Genomic DNA, 17195 nt, shown 5'->3' on the forward strand with positions numbered 1-17195 from the left:
TTCATGACTTCCTCCACCCTTCCGGTTGGCGCACTGCCCGTGTCCGCCGACGCCGCGCTCGAGAAGCGCGCCTATGCCAAGGTGTTCTGGCGCCTGGTTCCCTTTCTGATGCTGTGCTATGTGGTCGCGTATCTCGACCGCGTGAACGTGGGCTTTGCCAAGCTGCAGATGGGGCAGGACCTGGGCTTCAGCGAAACGGTGTTCGGACTGGGCGCGGGCATCTTCTTCCTCGGCTATTTCCTGTTCGAGGTGCCGAGCAACCTGCTGCTCAACCGGGTGGGCGCACGGATCTGGATCGCGCGGATCATGATCACCTGGGGCGTGCTGTCGGCCTGCTTCGTGTTCGTGGAAACGCCCACCAGCTTCTACATCCTGCGCTTTCTGCTCGGCGTGGCGGAAGCGGGCTTTTATCCCGGCGTGATCCTGTACCTCACCCACTGGTACCCGGCGCACCGGCGCGCGCGCATCATCGCGGTCTTCATGTCGGCCATTCCGGTGGCGGGCATCTTCGGCAATCCGCTGTCGGGCTGGATCATGGACAGCTTCCACGGCGTGTCGTCGATGCAGGGCTGGCAGTGGATGTTCATCATCGAAGCCATTCCGGCCGTGCTCGTGGGGGTGATGGTGCTGCTTTACCTGGACAACGGCATCCAGCATGCGCGCTGGCTCTCGCCCGAGGAGAAGAGCCTGCTGCAGCGCGAGGTCGAGCGCGACCAGGCGCACGGCGCCAAAGGGCCGCACTCGGTGGCCGCCATGTTCCGCGACATGCGCGTGTGGTGGATGGCGCTGATCTACTTCGCCTTCGTGATGGGGCAGTACGCGCTGACCTTCTGGCTGCCCACGCTGGTCAAGGCCACCGGCGTGAAGGGCAACCTGCACATCGGGCTCCTGAGCGCCATTCCGTTCATCTGCGCGATCGTCGCGATGAACCTCTTCGGCCGCAGCGCCGACCGCCGGCAGGAGCGCCGCTGGCACCTGATCGTGCCGGCGCTGATGGGCGCGGTGGGCTTCACGGTGGCCGCGTCGTACACGCAGAATACGACCGTGTCGCTCGCCTTCCTTTCGCTCGCCGCGGCCGGCGTGCTGACCTGCGCGCCGCTCTTCTGGTCGCTGCCCACCGCCTTCCTCTCGGGCACGGCGGCGGCGGCCGGCATTGCGGCCATCAACTCGGTGGGCAACCTCGCGGGCTTCGCGAGCCCGTACCTCATCGGCTACCTCAAGGACCTGACGGGCAGCACGCAGATCGGCATGTACGTGCTGGCCGGTGCACTGGTGCTCGGGGCCATCGGCGTGTGGCTCACGCCCAAGCAACTCGTCAACCGCTGATCGAAAGAACCCTCACATGACTTCCAACACCAGCACACCCGTCGTCGGCGTCGTGGGTCTCGGCGCCATGGGCGGCGGCATGGCGCAGTCGCTGCGCCGCGCAGGCTACGAGCCGCATGTGTTCGACGTGCGCCTGGACGTGGCCCACGCCTTTGCGCGCGACGGCGGCGTGGCCTGCGACACGCTGGCCGCGCTCGGCGGGCAGTGCGACATCGTGGTTTCCGTGGTGGTCAACGCGGCGCAGACCGAATCGGTGCTGTTCGGCGATGGCACCACGCCCGGCTGCGCGGCATCGATGAAACCAGGCAGCCTGTTCGTGATGTGCTCCACCGTGGACCCGAACTGGTCGGTCGCGCTCGAGGCGCGCCTGGCGGCGCAGGGCATCCTGTACCTCGACGCGCCGATCTCCGGCGGCGCCGCCAAGGCCGCGAGCGGCCAGATGACGATGATGACCGCCGGCACGCCCGCCGCTTATGAAAAGGCCGGCGCCGTGCTCGACGCGATGGCGGCCAAGGTCTATCGTCTGGGCGACCGCGCGGGCGCGGGCAGCAAGGTCAAGGTCATCAACCAGCTGCTGGCCGGGGTGCACATTGCCGCGGCCGCCGAGGCCATGGCGCTGGGCCTGCGCGAAGGCGTGGACCCGGCGGCGCTGTACGAAGTCATCACGCACAGCGCGGGCAACAGCTGGATGTTCGAGAACCGCATGGCGCACGTGCTGGCGGGCGACTACACGCCGCTGTCGGCCGTCGACATCTTCGTGAAGGACCTCGGCCTGGTGCTCGACGTGGCGCGCGCGAGCAAGTTCCCGCTGCCGCTGTCGTCCACCGCGCACCAGATGTTCATGCAGGCGTCCACCGCGGGCTTCGCGCGCGAGGACGACAGCGCGGTCATCAAGATTTTCCCCGGCATCGAACTGCCGGCTGCCGACAAGAAAGCCTGAAGTCAAAGGAAGACAAGCACCATGAACATTCTCATCACCGGAGGCTGCGGCTTCGTCGGCGCGCGGCTCGCCCGCACGCTGCTCGCAGGCGGCCCGCTGGCATTGGCCGGCGGCGCGGCCCAGCCCATATCCCGCATCACGTTGGCCGATCGCGTCGCGCCGCCCGCCGACCTCGAGGCCGATGCGCGCGTGCAGTTCGTGCAGGGTGACCTGTACGAGCAGGCTGTCAACGGCGCGCTGCCGCTGGCGGACACCCACGCCGTGTTCCATCTGGCCGCAGCCGTGAGCGGCGAATGCGAGGCGGACTTCGACCTGGGCATGCGCAGCAACCTCGACACCACGCGCGCGCTGCTCGACGCCTGCCGCCGCGCGGGCCATGCGCCGGTGTTCGTGTTCTCCAGCTCGGTCGCGGTGTTCGGCGATTCGCCCGAGCAGCGCCTGCCGGCGGTGATCGAGGACACCACGCTGCCGACGCCGCAGAACAGCTACGGCACCCAGAAGTTCATCGGCGAGCAGCTGGTGGCCGACTTCACGCGCAAGGGCTTCGTGCAGGGCCGCAACGTGCGGCTCATGACGGTCTCGGTGCGCCCGGGCCGGCCCAACGGCGCGGCCTCCAGCTTTTTGAGCGGCATGCTGCGCGAGCCGCTGGCGGGCGAGCGCGCGCGCTGCCCCGTGTCGCCCGACACGCCCGTCGCGCTCGCCTCGCCCGGCAACACCGTCGCCGGCATCGTGCGCGCGGCCACGGCCAGCGCCGCCGAATGGGGCGCGCGCACGGCGGTCAACCTGCCCGCGCTGACCACCACCGTGCGCGAGATGGCGCAGGCGCTGGAGCGCATCGCCGGCAAGGAGGCCACTGGCCTGATCGACTGGGAGCCCGACGCCGCCATCGCGAAGATCGTCACCAGCTGGCCCAGCCGCATCCACGCGGCGCGCGCCGAGGCGCTGGGCCTGAAGGCCGACGCGAGCTTCGACGCGATCCTGCGCGACTACGTGCGCGAGAACGCCCAGGCCGTGAAGCTGCCCGTCGCCAAGGACTGAAGGGGGACCGAACACCATGGCAAAGCTCGTGCTCGGCTGCATCGCCGACGATTTCACCGGCGCCACCGACCTCGCCAACAACCTCGTGCGTGCCGGCATGCGCGTGGTGCAGGCCATCGGCGTGCCGGTCACGCCGCTCGATGCGGAAGTCGATGCGGTGGTGGTGGCGCTCAAGTCGCGCACCATCGCGCCGGCCGAGGCCATTGCGCAGTCGCTCGATGCGCTGCGCTGGCTGCAGGCGCAGGGCGCGCAGCAGATCTACTTCAAGTACTGCTCCACCTTCGACAGCACGCCGCAAGGCAACATCGGCCCGGTGACCGAGGCGCTGATGGAGGCGCTGAAGTGCGACTTCACCATTGCGACGCCCGCCTTCCCCGACAACAAGCGCACCGTGTTCAAGGGCTACCTGTTCGCGGGCGACGTGCTGCTGAGCGAGAGCGGCATGCAGAACCATCCGCTCACGCCCATGACCGACCCGAACCTCGTGCGCGTGCTGCAGGCGCAGTGCACGCGCAAGGTCGGGCTGATCGACCATGCGGTGGTGGCGCGCGGCGCGGCGGCCGTCGCGGAGCGCATCGAGCAGCTCAAGGCCGAGGGCGTGTCGATCGCCATCGTCGATGCGGTGTCGAACGACGACCTGCTGCGCCTTGGCCCGGCGCTCGCGAAGATGCCGCTGGTCACTGCGGGTTCGGGCGTGGCCATCGGGCTGCCGGCCAACTTCGGCCTTGCACCGTCGTCGCAGGCCAGTGCACTGCCGGCGGCCGGCGGACTGCGCGCCGTGGTGTCGGGCAGCTGCTCGCTGGCCACCAACCGGCAGGTGCTCGACTTCATCCAGCGCGGCGGCGCGGCGCTGGCCATCGATCCGCTGCGCATTGCCGCGGGCGTGGATGTCGCGGCCGAGGCATTGGCCTGGGCCGCGCCGCTGGTCGAGAGGCAGCCGGTGCTGGTCTATTCCACGGCCGAGGCCGGCGCCGTGAAATCGGTGCAGGGCAGGCTCGGCGTCGAGGAAGCCGGCGCGATGGTCGAGCGCACCATTGCCGCGATTGCGCGCGGCCTGGTCGAGCGGGGCGTGCGCCAGCTGGTGGTGGCGGGCGGAGAAACCTCCGGTGCCTGCGTGCAGGCGCTGGGCATCGCGCAGATGCAGATCGGCCCGCAGATCGATCCTGGGGTGCCGTGGTGCCATGCGCGTTCCGATGCTGCGCCCGGGGCGGGTCTGCACATCGCGCTCAAGTCCGGCAATTTTGGGGGGGACGATTTCTTCACCAAGGCCTTTACAGTGCTTGCATGACCGAAAACCAAGCCCGAGAAGAAATCTGCCGCGTCGGCCGCAGCCTGTTCGAACGCGGCTACGTGCATGCCACCGCGGGCAACATCAGCGTGCGGCTGGACGACGGTTTTCTGATCACGCCGACCGATGCCTGCCTGGGCTTTCTCGATCCGGCGCGCCTCGCCAAACTCGACGCGCAGGGCAACCAGACCGGCGGCGACCGCGCCAGCAAGACCATCGCGCTGCACACGCGCATCTACGCGGCAGCGCGCAAGTTCGATGCAGGCACGGCCTGCGTGATCCACACGCACAGCACGCACTGCGTCGCGCTCACGCTGGCGAGCGCGCCGGGCGACGAACTGCTGCCCGCGCTCACGCCTTACTTCGTGATGAAGGTCGGCCACGTGCCGCTCATTCCGTACCACCGCCCCGGCGCGCCCGAAGCGGCCGAACTCGTGGCGCAGGCCATCGAGCGCCACGGCGCGGCCGGCACGCCGATCCGCGCGGTGATGCTCGAACGGCTCGGCCCCAATGTCTGGCACGAGAGCCCGGCCGCCACCATGGCGGTGCTCGAGGAACTCGAGGAAACCGCAAGACTCCAGCTGCTCGCCGGCCCCGCCAGGCCCGAGCCGCTCGGCAGCGAACAGATCGACGAACTGCGCCGCACCTTCGGCGCGCGCTGGTAGCCACCCGTAGTAGTAAAAACACGCCATGCCCCAATTCGCCGCCAACCTCTCGATGCTCTATCCGGAGCTCGACTTCCTCGACCGCTTCGAAGCCGCCGCGAAAGACGGCTTCAAGGCCGTCGAATATCTTTTCCCCTACCCCTACGAGCGCCGTGAGCTTGCAGCCCGCCTGAAGCACAACGGCCTGCAGCAGGTGCTCTTCAACGCCCCTCCGGGCGACTGGGACCGCGGCGAGCGCGGCCTGGCCTGCCTGCCGGGGCGCGACGCCGAATTCCGCGAAGGCATCGCCAGCGCCATCGACTACGCGGTGGCGCTCGGCTGCCCGCGCATCCACGTCATGGCGGGCCTGGTGCCCGAAGGCCTGGAGCGCGAGGCCGTGCAGCCCGTGTACGTCGACAACCTGCGCTGGGCCGCCGCCGAGGCGGCCAAGGCCGGGCGCGACGTGCTGATCGAGCCCATCAACACGCGCGACATCCCGCGCTTCTTCCTCAACCGGCAGGACCATGCGCACGAGATCGTCGACATGGTGGGCGCGCCCAACCTCAAGGTGCAGATGGACCTGTACCACTGCCAGATCGTCGAGGGCGACGTGGCCATGAAGATCCGCAAGTACCTGCCCACGGGCCGCGTGGGCCACATCCAGATTGCCGGCGTGCCCGAGCGCCACGAGCCCGACATCGGCGAGCAGAACTACCCCTACCTGTTCGACCTGATCGACGAGGTGTCGGCGCAGAGCGGCTGGCAGGGCTGGGTCGGCTGCGAGTACCGGCCCAGGCGCGGCTCGGAACCCGGCGGCACCTCGGCCGGGCTGGGCTGGCTGCGGGCGCTGCAACAGCGCGCATGAAGCTCGAGTCGCTGCGCATTCCATCGCGGCTGCGGGGCTTTGCCGCGGGCGATGCACAGGTCTTCGACGTCACGCTGGCCGGCGACAGGGTGCAGGCCGTCGTGCCAAGCGCATCGCAGTCGCAGCCGCGCGGCACCTTGCTGAGCGCGCTGGTCGAGGCGCATGCGCACATCGACAAGAACTACACCGTGCAGGAAGTCGGCGCGGCCGAGGGCAACCTGTTCGCGGCCATCGACCGCATGGCGCAGCACCGCGCGGGCTGGAGCGGCCAGACGCTGCGCCCGCGCATGGAACGCGCGCTGCGCGAGGCCTGGCAGTCGGGCACGCGCGCGCTGCGCACCCACATCGACTGGGTGGAGGGCGAGCCGCCCGCCGCGCTGGCGGTGTTCGAGGCACTGCGCGAAGAATGGCGCGGCCGCATCGAGCTGCAGTTCGTCTCGCTCACGCCGCTGGACCTGTTCGCGGACCTCGCGGCCGGCGAGCGCATTGCGCGCGAGGTGAAGCGCGCGGGCGGCGTGCTCGGCGCCTTCGTCTACCGCAACGAGGGCCTGGTGCACAAGCTGGGCCGCGTGTTCGACCTCGCGCAGGACCACGGCCTCGGCCTCGACTTCCATGTCGACGAGGGCCTCGACGCCGATGCGAGCGGCCTGCGCAGCATTGCGCAGCTGATGCGCGCACGCGACTTCCGGCGCGGCGTGGTCTGCGGCCACTGCTGCTCGCTGGCCATGCAGGACGACGCCGTCGCGAGCGAAACGCTGGCGCTGTGCGCCGGCGCCGGCATCCACATCGTCGCGCTGCCGACCACCAACCTCTACCTGCAGGGCGCCTGGGACCGCACGCCCGTGCCGCGCGGCATCACGCGCATCCACGAGGCGGCGGCACGGGGCTTGCGTGCGAGCCTGGCCACGGACAACGTGCAGGACGCCTTCTATCCCTATGGCAGCTACGACCTTCTGGAAACCTTCGGCCTCGGCGTGCAGATGGCGCACCTCGCGCCCGCGGAAGAATGGCTCGACGCCATCACCATCAGCCCCGCGAAGGCGCTCGGCCTCGCGTGGGACGGCCGCATCGCCCCGGGCTGTCCCGCGGACCTGGTGCTGCTCGCGGCCACCGGCGAGCATGAGCTCGTCGGCCCGCGCGGGTGCCGGCGCACCGTGATCCGTGGCGGTCAGGAAATTCTGGAGCAGACACGATGAGCATGGGCAAGCCAATGGCCAACTACGCCGCCGCCAAGCGCGTGGGCGATTTCGTCTTCATGAGCGGCGTGGTCGCGGTCGACCCCGCCACGCGCCGCGCCGTGGCCGGCTACGACGCCCTGCCCGAGGAAGGCCGTACGGCCCTGCAGGGCCTGGGCTATGCCACGGGCCAGATGTCGGTCGACATCTTCGAGGCGCCCATCGTGGCGCAGAGCTGGTTCGTGCTCGAGCGCATCCGCCAGATCGCAGCCGAGCATGGCGGCACGATGGAAGACGTGGTGAAGCTGGTGCAGTACTTCCGCCAGCTGCCGCACTACGCCTTCTACAACCGCGTGCGCGGGCTGTTCTATCCGGGCGAGCCGCCGGTCAGCACGGTGGTCGAGGTGTCGCGCTTCCTGCCGGGCGACGAGGTGCTGGTGGAGGTCGAGGCCACCATGTACCTGCCGCAGCACCGCGCTACCTGACGCCCGCGCCTTTCAGCAGGAACTCGGTCACCTGCTCGATCAGGTAGCGCCGGTCCTTGTCGTCGCCCTGCTGCGCCACGTTGCGGAAGTACGCCGCCTGCGTGGCGTGGTCGGCATAGAACTGCGTCACCGCCCAGATGTGGAACAGCACCAGCATCGGGTCGGCCTTGTCCATCAGGCCCTGGTTCATCCAGTTCTGGATCACGGCGGCGGCCTGGTCGGTGCGCTGCTTGCTCGTGTCCATCATGCTGTTGAGCACCGGCGCGCCGCGCATCATCTCGGCCGTGAAGATGCGCGAGCGCAGCGGGTGCTCGAACGAGAACACCATCTTGCGGCGGATCAGGTCGCCCAGCACCTTGCGCGGGCCGAAGGCTTCGTCGGCAAAGCCGAACACCACGATCCAGTCGTTCAGGATGTCCTGCAGGATCTGCCGGTAGAGCGCTTCCTTGCTTTCGATGTAGTAGTGCAGCTGCGCCTTCGAAAGGCCGGCCTTGTCGGCAATGGCCTGGGTCGATGCGCCGGCCAAGCCCTCGCTCGCGAACACCTCGATGGCGGCCTGGTTGATGAGGCCGAGCACCTGCGTGTACTTGCGCGAGCGGCCGCGCGTGGCGGGCGCCTCGCCGTCGCCCTGTTCTTCTTCGCCGATGCTCACAGCTGCAGCACCAGTTCCCGGCCCTTGGCGCGCGAGCAGCACAGGGCCACCTTGTGGCGCCGCTCGCTGCCCGTGAGGCAGAAGTCGCGGTGCTCCGCGCCTTCGCCGTCGCCCTCGACCACGCAGGTGCCGCACAGGCCCTGCTGGCACGACACCGGAATGTCGATGCCCACTTCGTGCAGCGCATCGACGGCGGTCTGGTCGGCGGCCACCGCCACGCTGATGCCGCGCTGCGCGAGCCTCAGCGTGAAGGGCAGGCCGGTGCTCGTGTTCGTGTCGGTGGGGGCGGCGAAGTATTCGGCGTGCAGCGTGTCTTCGGGCCAGTGCGCCGCGGCCTCGCGCACCGCCTTCATGAAGCCGCCGGGGCCGCAGACGTACAGGTGCGTATCCGGCGTGCGCTCGGCCAGCAGCGCGCGCAGGTCGATGCGCTGGCTGGCGCCGCCCTGGTCGAGGTGCAGGCGCAGGTGCGGCGCCAGCGCGGGCGAATGCAGCGCATCGGCAAAGGCCAGGTGCTCCTCGCTGCGCGCGAACACGCAGAGCGTGAACGAGGCGCCGCGCGCCGCGAGCGCCTGCGCCATCGCCAGCAGCGGCGTCATGCCGATGCCGCCGGCCATCAGCAGATGGTGCCCGGCCTCTTCGCGCAGCGCAAAGGTGTTGCGCGGTGCGCTGATCGCGAGCAGGTCGCCCTCGCGCACGCGTTCGTGCATCGAGGCCGAGCCGCCGCGGCTTTCGGCCTCGCGCTTGACGCCGATCACATAGGACGAGGCGGCGTTCGACGGCGCATTCGAGAGAGACCATCGCGCCAGCGAATACTGGCGCGAGAAGCCGCCCGGCATGTGCACGTCGATGTGCGCGCCGGCCTCGTAGCCCGGTAGCGCGCGGCCCCAGGGGTGGGCCAGCTCGAAGGCCAGGATTTCCGGCGTCTGGCGCGAGATGCGTTCGACGCGGACGGTGAGCGTGCGTTCGAGGCTCATGGTGGGGTCTCTCTCCTGCTAGATGCTCTGCAGCTTGCGCGCAACGCGTTCGATGAAGTGGGTGCGGTCGCGCGCGGTGACCGCGTTCATGTCGTGCAGCTGCAGCCAGGTGACCTTGCAGCGCCACGCGAACAGCGCCCGCAGCGCGCGTGTGAAGAGCCGCCGGCCCGGGTCGCCGATGAGCATCACGAACCAGCGCGGCGAGCCGCCCGTGGTCACCACCGTCAGCCGCTGGATGTGCCGCATGCCCGACCTCGCGAGCTGTCCCTTGCGCTGCGCCGGCAGGAAGGCCACGCCCGGCAGCCACACGCGCTCGAGCCAGCCCTTGAGCATCGACGGCGGTCCGTGGAACCAGGTGGGATAGACGAACACCAGGTGCTCGGCCCACAGCAGCGCTTCGACATGCGGTTTGACGCGTTCGCGGATCAGTTCGGGGTTGTCGAGATAGGCGATGCGCTCTTCGCGCGTCAGCGTGGGATCGAAGCCTTCGGCGTAGAGGTCGATGGCCTTGACGGGGTGCCGCGGCTCGAGGGCCTCGAGGGCGGTGCGGTACAGCGCGTGGTTGAAGCTGTCAGGGTTCGGATGGCAGTGGACGACGAGCGTTTTCATGAGGAGGGCCGGTTCGCCGGGTCGGCGAGACGGGGTCAGAGCCCAGGGAATGAAGAGCCGCGCAGTGCCTTATGGCAACCCAGGCGCCGGCATCTGACCCCGGCGCAAGCCCCGCGCGGCCCACGGGAGAAAAAAATCGGCGCGCTTACTTTCCAGCGAGCTTCTTGCGGACGTCGAGACCGACGCCCTTGTTGACGAACTGCGTGGTCACGACCTTCGACAGATCGACTTCGCCCGGCTTGTAGAGGCCGGCCTTCACCATCTTGTCGTAGAAGTCCTTCACGCGGGCCTCGTCCATGGCGCCGATGCCCTTGGCGAGCGATTCGCCGCTGTCGACGATGCCCATCTTCTTCATCAGCTCGATCGAGCCCTGCGACGCGGCCACGGGCGAGTCGGGGTTGATCTTGGCGATCATCTCGTTGGCGGCCTTGTTGTCGCCGTAGAGGTAGTTGTTCCAGCCGATGATCGAGGCCTCGACGAACTTGCGCACCGTCTCGGGCTTGGTCTTGACGAGGTCGGCGCGCGTCTCGATGGTGGTCGAATAGGTCGAGAAGCCGTTGTCGGCCAGCAGTTGCACCACCGGGTCGAAGCCGGCCTGGGCCTTGATCGAGAGCGGCTCGGAGATGGCGTAGCCCTGCTGGATCGATTTCTTGTCCGCGAGGAACGGGCCGACGTTGAAGGTGTAGGGCTTGAGCTGCGAATCCTTGAAGCCGTGCTCCGACTTCATCCACTGCCAGAAGCTGAACTGGCCGTCCTTGCCGATGAAGGCCACGGGCGCCTTGGCCATGTCCTTGAAGGTGTCGAAGCCCTGGCCCGGATGCGCGAACATGGCCTGCGGGTCTTTCTGGAAGAAGGCCGCGACCACCACGGTGGGCACGCCGTTCTTCACGTTGTCGAAGGATTGCAGCAGGTTGCCGGTCATCAGGAAGTCGACCTTGCCGGCCGGCAGCATCGGCCGGTTGTTGACCATCGGTCCGCCCTGCTGGATGTCGACGTCGAGGCCGTATTTCTTGTAGGTGCCGTCCACCAGCGCCTGGTAGAAGCCGCCGTGGCCGGCCTGCGCCTTCCAGTTGGTGGCGAACACCACTTTTTCCTGCGCCTGCGCGGCGAAGGCGGCGGCCGCGAGGGCGAGGGCTAGAGCAAGCGGACGGATTGTCAGAGCGGGAACGCGCATGGCAGTGAACTCCTGGGTTGAATGCGACGGGGTATTTTCATGTCAGCAATGACACTGACCGAGGTGCGTGTGTTGGGGTGCTTCTGTTCGGGGCGAGTGCACAGGCTGGGGGAGCACCCGGCGCCCTGTGCACGAGGAACGCTGCGCTTGTGCAGGCGGATCAAGCGCTGCGCCCCTGAACAAAGCATCGAACTCCCAATGCGATGAAGAGAAAAGCCGGGTTTCATTTCAGCGCTCGACGGCCATGTCGGCATGCCAGCCGCGCGTCTTGCCGGGGTTCATCAAACCCATCGGGTCGCTGCGCTTCTTGAATTCGATCTGCTGCGTGTCGATGGTCTTCATGCCGCCGTCCTCGATGGTGACGACGTGCGGGTTGAAGATCCTGCAGCCGCCCTGCGATTCGATCTCGCGGATCACTTCGTACTGGTGGGCCTCGCCCTTCCAGCGCACCAGCAGGATGCCGAAGGTGCCGCATTCGCCGCCCGCGCGTGCGAAGTCCTGGTGCTGCAGCACGTCGTCGCCGAAGATTTCGAGGTGGCGCTCGACCACGGCCGGGTCGAACGGCTGGGCGTAGGCCACCTGCAGGTAGGTCCAGCCGCGATCGGCCTTCAGCGCCTGCAGCGTCGTGTGGTTGAACGCGCATTCGTAGGCGGGCGGCAGGCCCTCGGCGAGCAGTTCGGCCTCGGTGCCGGCAACGGAGATCGTGCCGCCGTGCGCGTCGGCGAGCGCGCGGAAGTCCGCCATCGACGCGGGCGAGACCATGGTGAACACCGCATGCCGGTCGCGCGGAAAGCGGTCGCGCATCGCCGTGTAGTAGGGCGAGAAGCGCGCCTCGACCGTCGAAAGGAGAAAGATGTCGAGCGCGGGCGCCTGCGCCGCAATGCCGAAGTCGAGTGCGCCGCGGTAGGTCTCGAAGAGCACAGTGCAGTGCACCCACTCGACGGCCGGGCTCAGGGCCACTTCCACGTCGAGGATCACGCCGTTGGTGCCGTAGGCGTGGTGCACCTGCTGGATCTCGTCGCCGTGCAGTTCGATCACGCGCGGCTCGCGCTCCACCGTCATCACGCGCGCGTGCAGCAGGTTGCCGGGGTCGCGCAGGATGCCATGGCGGAACGAGCCGATGCCGCCGAAGCCGCCCGCGATGAAGCCGCCGATGGTGGCCACGTGCCAGGTCGAGGGCCACATGCGCAGGGCCTGTCCGGTTTCGCGGGCCATCAGGTCGATGTCGTGCATGCGCGCGCCGGCTTCGACGCGCATGCGGCCGTCCTGGATGTCGAGCACGCGGCACATCTGCGTCACGTCGAGCACGATGCCGCCTGCCAGCGGCACGCATTGGCCGTAGTTGCCGGTGCCGCCGGCGCGCACGGTGAGCGGCAGCTTCCACTTCGCGGCCACGGCCGCCGCCTGGCGCACATCGTCCTCGGTGCTGACCTTGACGACGAGGTCGGCCATGCAGCCCGCGAGCTGCGCAGTGAGGATGGGGCTGTACCAGTAGAAGTCCTTCGACAGCTGTCTGCGCTGGCCGGGCGCGGTGATCAGGTTGAGGCCGCGCAGGCCGGCGCGCACGGCGTCCCAATCGACGGCAGGCACGATGGTCCTAGCGTTCACGGCGCATTTCGCTTTCGTGCCAGTGCCCGAGCACCAGCCGCGACAGGGCCGCGAACACGATGAAGATCACGATACCGAGCAACGACACCAGCAGCAGCGCCGCGAACATCATCGGGATCTCGGTGCGGAAGCTCGATTCGAGGATGCGCGAGGCCAGCCCCGTCTCCTTGCCTGCCGTGCCGGCCGTGAATTCGGCCACCACCGCGCCGATCAGGCTCAGCCCGCCCGCGATCTTCAGGCCCGCCATGAAGTACGGCAGCGCGCTCGGCGCGAGCAGGTAGCGGAAGGTCTGCCACGGCGAGGCCTTGTAGAGCTGGAACAGGTCGCGCAGGTTGCTGTCGGCGCTTTTCAGGCCGATGACGGTGTTCGACAGGATCGGGAAGAAGGCCACGATCCACGCGCACAGCAGGAGCGCCGCGGTGGTGCTCGACACGTAGATCAGTATCAGCGGCGCGATCGCGATGATCGGCGTCACCTGCAGGATCACGGCGATCGGGAACAGGCCGATCTCCACCCACTTGAAGAGCGCGAAGGCAATCGCCAGCAGCACGCCGCCCACGATGGCCGCGCCGAGCGCGAGCAGCGTGAGCTTCACCGTGAACCACAGCGCGCTGGAGAGCGAGCCCCAGTTGTCGAACAGCGTGCGAAGAATGAGCGAGGGCGCGGGCAGGATGTAGTGCGGGATGTTGTTGGCGCGCACCATCCATTCCCAGGCCAGCAGCAGCGCGATGACGATGCCCGCGGGCACCGCGATGCGCAGCATCGATTCGCGCCGGCGCACCTTGTCTTCGTGCGCGCGCAGCGTGGCTTCGGAAGGCGCCGTGTCCGCATCGGCGAGCGCGGCGGGCTCAGTGATCGATGTCGATGCCATGCAGGGCTCCATGCAGGGATTGCGACACGGCGGTGCAGTGCGCGTTGTAGCGGCTCGAGGTGCGGAATTCCTCGCCGCGCGGATAGGGCTCGTCGATGCGGATCTCGTCGATCACGCGGCCCGGGCGCGCGGCCATCACCACGATGCGGTTCGAGAGGTACACCGACTCGTAGACGCTGTGCGTGACGAACACCACCGAGAAGCGGTGCTCGCGCCAGATCGCGAGCAGGTCGTTGTTGAGCTTGATGCGCGTCATCTCGTCGAGCGCGGCAAAGGGCTCGTCCATCAGCAGGAGGCGTGGATGCGTGACCAGCGCGCGCGCGATCGACACGCGCATCTTCATGCCGCCCGAAAGCTCGCGCGGGTACACGTCGGAAAAGCGCGAGAGGCCGACCATCTCGAGCACCTGCTGCACCACGGGCGCCGCCGCGTCGCGGCTCATGCCGGCGAGCTTGAGCGGCAGCCACACGTTGTCGAACACCTTGGCCCAGGGCATGAGCGTGGGCTCCTGGAACACGAAACCCAGGTCGCGGTCGCTTTTGCTGTCCTTGGCCGCGCCGGTGCTGGCGCCCGACCAGTGCATGTCGCCCGAACTCAGGCGCGTGAGGCCGGCGATCAGCCGCAGCGCGGTGCTCTTGCCGCAGCCCGAGGGGCCGAGAAAGCTGATGAAGTCGTGCTCGCCGATGTCGAGCGTCATGCCCTGCAGCGCGAGCGTGCCGTTGGCAAAGCGCTTGCTGACGTGGCGCAGGCCGACCAGCGGCGGGGAAGAAGACGTGAGGCTTTCCATGGTCGGCGAGCCTAGCGCCAGGCGGGTTCGTTGGCGAGGCGCGACAGCGGAAAGCGGTCCACCTCCTGCAGCAGTTCAACGAAGCGCCGCCCCACGTGGTCGAGCACCGCGGCGCCCTTCCCGGCGGTGGCGCGCGTGGCGTCGCCGGCCGCGCCTGCGGGGTTGATGTCGTGCATCTGCCAGCCGAGCTTGCCGCTGGGGGTGATCGAGAGGAATTTGTTCTCGGCGGCCAGGTCTTCGGTCATCGAGTGGAAGTTCTGGAACCGGTCGCGGCGCACGTCGTCGGGCGCGAGGTGCAGCATCACCGAGCTTTCGAGGTCGCCGGCATGGATGCCGTGCCGGCCTTCGTGCGCAGTGAAAAGCCCTTCGGGCAGGCCCAGCGTGTACCAGTTGGCGGCCACGACCATCATGCCGTGTTCCTCCCGCAGGTCGCGCGCCACGATGTCCATCACGCTCATCTGCCCGCCGTGGCTGTTGTAGAGCACCAGCTTGCGCACGCCGGCCTTCGCCACGCAGGCGCCGATGTCCTTCCACAGCGAGATCAGCGTGGTGGCCGAGACGGTGAGCGTGCCCGGGTAGCGCGAATGTTCGTTGCTCTTGCCGTAGGCCACGGTCGGCAGGAACAGCACCGGCAGGTCGTCGGGCAGGTGCGGCAGCGTGGCGTGCACCATGCCGTCGATGGTGGCGGTGTCGGTCGACATCGGCAGGTGGGGGCCGTGCTGCTCGGTCGCGCCCACCGGCAGCACGGCGATCAGCCGTTCGCGGTCCAGGCGGGAGAACTCTTCGCTGGTCAGGTCGGACCAGAAGCGGCTGCGCAGGGGGTGCGGGTTCATCGTGGCGTACCTCGTGGTGGGGCAACAGGGGCGGGATGATGAGCTAAATTATCCAATCGGTCAAAAAAAGATGGGTTGGCAATAACCCCCATGTCGCTGCCGCGTGAAATGCGGCGCCCACTTGATGGCGGCCTGCCTTGGGCATATAAGTCATTCATGGTTCCTTGACTCGTCGCAAGACGAAAGGGGGCGCTATGAAGAGGCGCATCTACTGGCTGATGCCGGACCTGGCGAGCGCCAGGCGGGCGATGGACGATCTGGTGTGGGCACGCGTCGACGCCGCGCACATTCATTTCGCCGGACCGGAAGGCATGGACATGGCCGGGCTCCATGCAGCCAACGTGTGGCAAACCTCGGACCTCGTCCACGCAGCCAAGACCGGGTGGGTGGTCGGCAGTGCCTGCGGCATCGTCGTGGGCCTCGTGGCCGCGCTGCTGTTCCCGATCGTCGGCGACGGCCCCGAATGGGAAGTGGCTGTGCTGGTGGCCATCCTGGGTGGCGTGGTCGGCGCCTGGTCGGCCAGCATGATCGGCATTTCCATCCCGAGCCCCAGGCTGCAGCGTTTCGAGGGGGCCATCGCGCAGGGGCAGATCCTGCTGATGGTGGACTTGCCGCGTTCGCGCGTGCGGGACATCGAGGCGCTGCTGCGCTCCGCGCATCCCGAAGCCCGGTTCGAGGGCGAAGAGCCGCAAGTCCCGGCGTTTCTCTGACGCGCGCACGAGCCCCGAAACCATGCCGAGCCGAGGGAGCGCACATGACCATGGCCGTTGCCCTGTTGCTCATCGTGGCCGGCTCGGTGCTGTTTCACGTCTTCAATCCGTGGTGGACGACGCCCCTTGCCTCGAACTGGAAGCTGATGGACGACACCCTTGGCATCACGCTGGCGATCACGGGCATCTTCTTCATTGTCATCAACCTGTTCATCGCCTACATGCTGGTGCGCTTTCGCCACCGCGCGGGGCAGCGCGCGGCGCATGAGCCCGAGAACAGGAAGCTCGAGCGCTGGCTGATCGGCGGCACCACCGTCGCCATCATGGCGCTGCTGGCGCCCGGTCTCCTGGTGTACGCGAACTATGTCAGGGAGCCCCGCGATGCGCTCGTGCTGGAGGTGCTGGCTCAGCAATGGCAATGGCGCTTCCGCTTTCCGGGCGAGGACGGCAAGCTGGGCGCGACCGATGCGCGCTTCTTCAGCGCCACCAATCCGTTCGGGATCGATCCCGTCGACCGGGCCGGGCAGGACGATCTGCTCATCGCCGGCGACGAGGTGCATCTGCCGCTCGGCAAGCCGGTGCTGGTGCTGATGCGTTCGAACGACGTGCTGCACGACTTCTTCGTGCCGAACTTTCGCGCCCGGATGAACACGGTGCCGGGGCAGGTCAGCCGCTTCTGGTTCACGCCGACCGTCGCGGGCCGCTATGAAGCGCTGTGTGCGCAGCTGTGCGGCGTGGGCCATCCCAACATGCGCGGCTACGTGGTGGTGGAAGACCCGGCGAACTACAAGGCCTGGCACGCGGCGCTGCCGACCTTCGCAAAGTCCCAGGCCAAGGCGCCCGAGGCCCCGGCCGGCGGCGATGCACGCGTGCAGCAGGGGCGCGCGCTGGCGGACAGCAAGGGCTGCGTGGCCTGCCACACGATCGACGGCAGCCCGCGCGTCGGGCCGACCTGGAAGGGCCTGTACGGCAAGACCGAAACCATGGCGGACGGCTCCACCGCGCTGGTCGACGAAGCCTTCCTGCGCAGCTTCATCCGCGACCCGCAGGCCCGCCACGTGAAGGGCTTCCCGCCGGTCATGCCCAAGGTCGAGTTGAGCGATGAAGAACTGGCCGCGCTGGTGGCCTATATCCAGAGTCTGGGCAGTCCGCCGGCGCAGGCTGCCGCCGAACAGAAGGCTGTGCGATGAACTCTCCTTCGCCCACGGGACACGCC

General features: G+C 68.4%; 18 protein-coding genes. 10 read left to right on the forward strand and 8 right to left on the reverse strand.

The window, feature by feature from the left end; all coding sequences use genetic code 11:
* The first annotated feature begins 3 nt into the window (after window positions 1-3).
* Genes EJO66_RS12775 through EJO66_RS12810 form a run of 8 tightly spaced genes read left to right on the forward strand, consistent with a single transcriptional unit; the run spans window position 4 to window position 7761 of the window.
* Window positions 4-1326, forward strand: a complete 1323-nt coding sequence (locus EJO66_RS12775) for an MFS transporter (protein ID WP_125965395.1) — start codon at window positions 4-6, stop codon at window positions 1324-1326.
* 16 nt (window positions 1327-1342) lie between these two features.
* Complete coding sequence (gene ltnD / locus EJO66_RS12780; protein WP_124959096.1) at window positions 1343-2266, forward strand: L-threonate dehydrogenase; 924 nt, start codon at window positions 1343-1345, stop codon at window positions 2264-2266.
* 21 nt (window positions 2267-2287) lie between these two features.
* Window positions 2288-3304, forward strand: a complete 1017-nt coding sequence (denD, locus tag EJO66_RS12785) for a D-erythronate dehydrogenase (protein WP_125965396.1) — start codon at window positions 2288-2290, stop codon at window positions 3302-3304.
* A 16-nt stretch (window positions 3305-3320) separates the two neighbouring features.
* Window positions 3321-4592, forward strand: coding sequence for a 3-oxo-tetronate kinase (gene otnK / locus EJO66_RS12790; RefSeq protein ID WP_125965397.1), 1272 nt, complete (start codon window positions 3321-3323; stop codon window positions 4590-4592).
* Entirely contained in the window at window positions 4589-5257 is a 669-nt protein-coding gene (locus EJO66_RS12795; RefSeq protein ID WP_125965398.1) for a class II aldolase/adducin family protein, read from the forward strand. Before otnK ends, EJO66_RS12795 begins: the two co-directional genes overlap by 4 nt.
* 25 nt (window positions 5258-5282) lie before the next feature.
* On the forward strand, window positions 5283-6101 hold the full coding sequence (gene otnI / locus EJO66_RS12800; RefSeq protein ID WP_125965399.1) for a 2-oxo-tetronate isomerase: 819 nt from the start codon (window positions 5283-5285) through the stop codon (window positions 6099-6101).
* Complete coding sequence (locus EJO66_RS12805; protein ID WP_125965400.1) at window positions 6098-7297, forward strand: amidohydrolase family protein; 1200 nt, start codon at window positions 6098-6100, stop codon at window positions 7295-7297. Before otnI ends, EJO66_RS12805 begins: the two co-directional genes overlap by 4 nt.
* On the forward strand, window positions 7294-7761 hold the full coding sequence (locus EJO66_RS12810; protein ID WP_125965401.1) for a RidA family protein: 468 nt from the start codon (window positions 7294-7296) through the stop codon (window positions 7759-7761). Before EJO66_RS12805 ends, EJO66_RS12810 begins: the two co-directional genes overlap by 4 nt.
* Here the strand turns inward: EJO66_RS12810 and EJO66_RS12815 are convergent.
* From EJO66_RS12815 to EJO66_RS12850, 8 genes are all read right to left on the reverse strand, one after another.
* Window positions 7754-8413, reverse strand: a complete 660-nt coding sequence (locus EJO66_RS12815; RefSeq protein ID WP_124959089.1) for a TetR family transcriptional regulator C-terminal domain-containing protein — start codon at window positions 8411-8413, stop codon at window positions 7754-7756. The genes EJO66_RS12810 and EJO66_RS12815 overlap by 8 nt on opposite strands.
* Window positions 8410-9387, reverse strand: a complete 978-nt coding sequence (locus EJO66_RS12820; RefSeq protein WP_125965402.1) for a PDR/VanB family oxidoreductase — start codon at window positions 9385-9387, stop codon at window positions 8410-8412. The genes EJO66_RS12815 and EJO66_RS12820 overlap by 4 nt, the downstream gene beginning before the upstream one ends.
* A gap of 18 nt (window positions 9388-9405) precedes the next feature.
* Entirely contained in the window at window positions 9406-9996 is a 591-nt protein-coding gene (locus EJO66_RS12825; RefSeq protein WP_124959087.1) for an NAD(P)H-dependent oxidoreductase, read from the reverse strand.
* A gap of 145 nt (window positions 9997-10141) precedes the next feature.
* Window positions 10142-11170 (reverse strand): ABC transporter substrate-binding protein, encoded by a 1029-nt coding sequence (locus tag EJO66_RS12830; RefSeq protein ID WP_018905241.1) that lies wholly within the window; start codon window positions 11168-11170, stop codon window positions 10142-10144.
* A gap of 228 nt (window positions 11171-11398) precedes the next feature.
* Window positions 11399-12778 carry an FAD-binding oxidoreductase gene (locus EJO66_RS12835; RefSeq protein WP_124959086.1) on the reverse strand — a complete coding sequence of 460 codons (1380 nt, stop codon included), beginning with the start codon at window positions 12776-12778 and terminating at the stop codon, window positions 11399-11401.
* The gene (locus EJO66_RS12840; RefSeq protein ID WP_185738317.1) at window positions 12768-13649 is read right to left on the reverse strand and encodes an ABC transporter permease; all 882 of its coding nucleotides are present in this window, start codon (window positions 13647-13649) and stop codon (window positions 12768-12770) included. The genes EJO66_RS12835 and EJO66_RS12840 overlap by 11 nt, the downstream gene beginning before the upstream one ends.
* A complete protein-coding gene (locus EJO66_RS12845) occupies window positions 13627-14436 on the reverse strand; it encodes an ABC transporter ATP-binding protein (RefSeq protein WP_125965403.1) in 810 nt (269 codons plus the stop codon). Before EJO66_RS12845 ends, EJO66_RS12840 begins: the two co-directional genes overlap by 23 nt.
* An 11-nt stretch (window positions 14437-14447) precedes the next feature.
* Entirely contained in the window at window positions 14448-15269 is an 822-nt protein-coding gene (locus EJO66_RS12850) for a creatininase family protein (protein ID WP_125965404.1), read from the reverse strand.
* A gap of 194 nt (window positions 15270-15463) precedes the next feature.
* On the opposite strand from EJO66_RS12850, the gene EJO66_RS12855 reads away from it, so the two are divergent.
* Entirely contained in the window at window positions 15464-15979 is a 516-nt protein-coding gene (locus tag EJO66_RS12855) for a DUF1269 domain-containing protein (RefSeq protein ID WP_124959083.1), read from the forward strand.
* 44 nt (window positions 15980-16023) lie between these two features.
* Window positions 16024-17169, forward strand: coding sequence for a cytochrome c oxidase subunit II (locus EJO66_RS12860; protein WP_125965405.1), 1146 nt, complete (start codon window positions 16024-16026; stop codon window positions 17167-17169).
* The last annotated feature ends 26 nt before the right edge of the window (window positions 17170-17195 follow it).

Origin of the sequence: Variovorax beijingensis (assembly GCF_003951285.1) — a bacterium.
GTDB classification, from domain to species: domain Bacteria; phylum Pseudomonadota; class Gammaproteobacteria; order Burkholderiales; family Burkholderiaceae_C; genus Variovorax; species Variovorax beijingensis.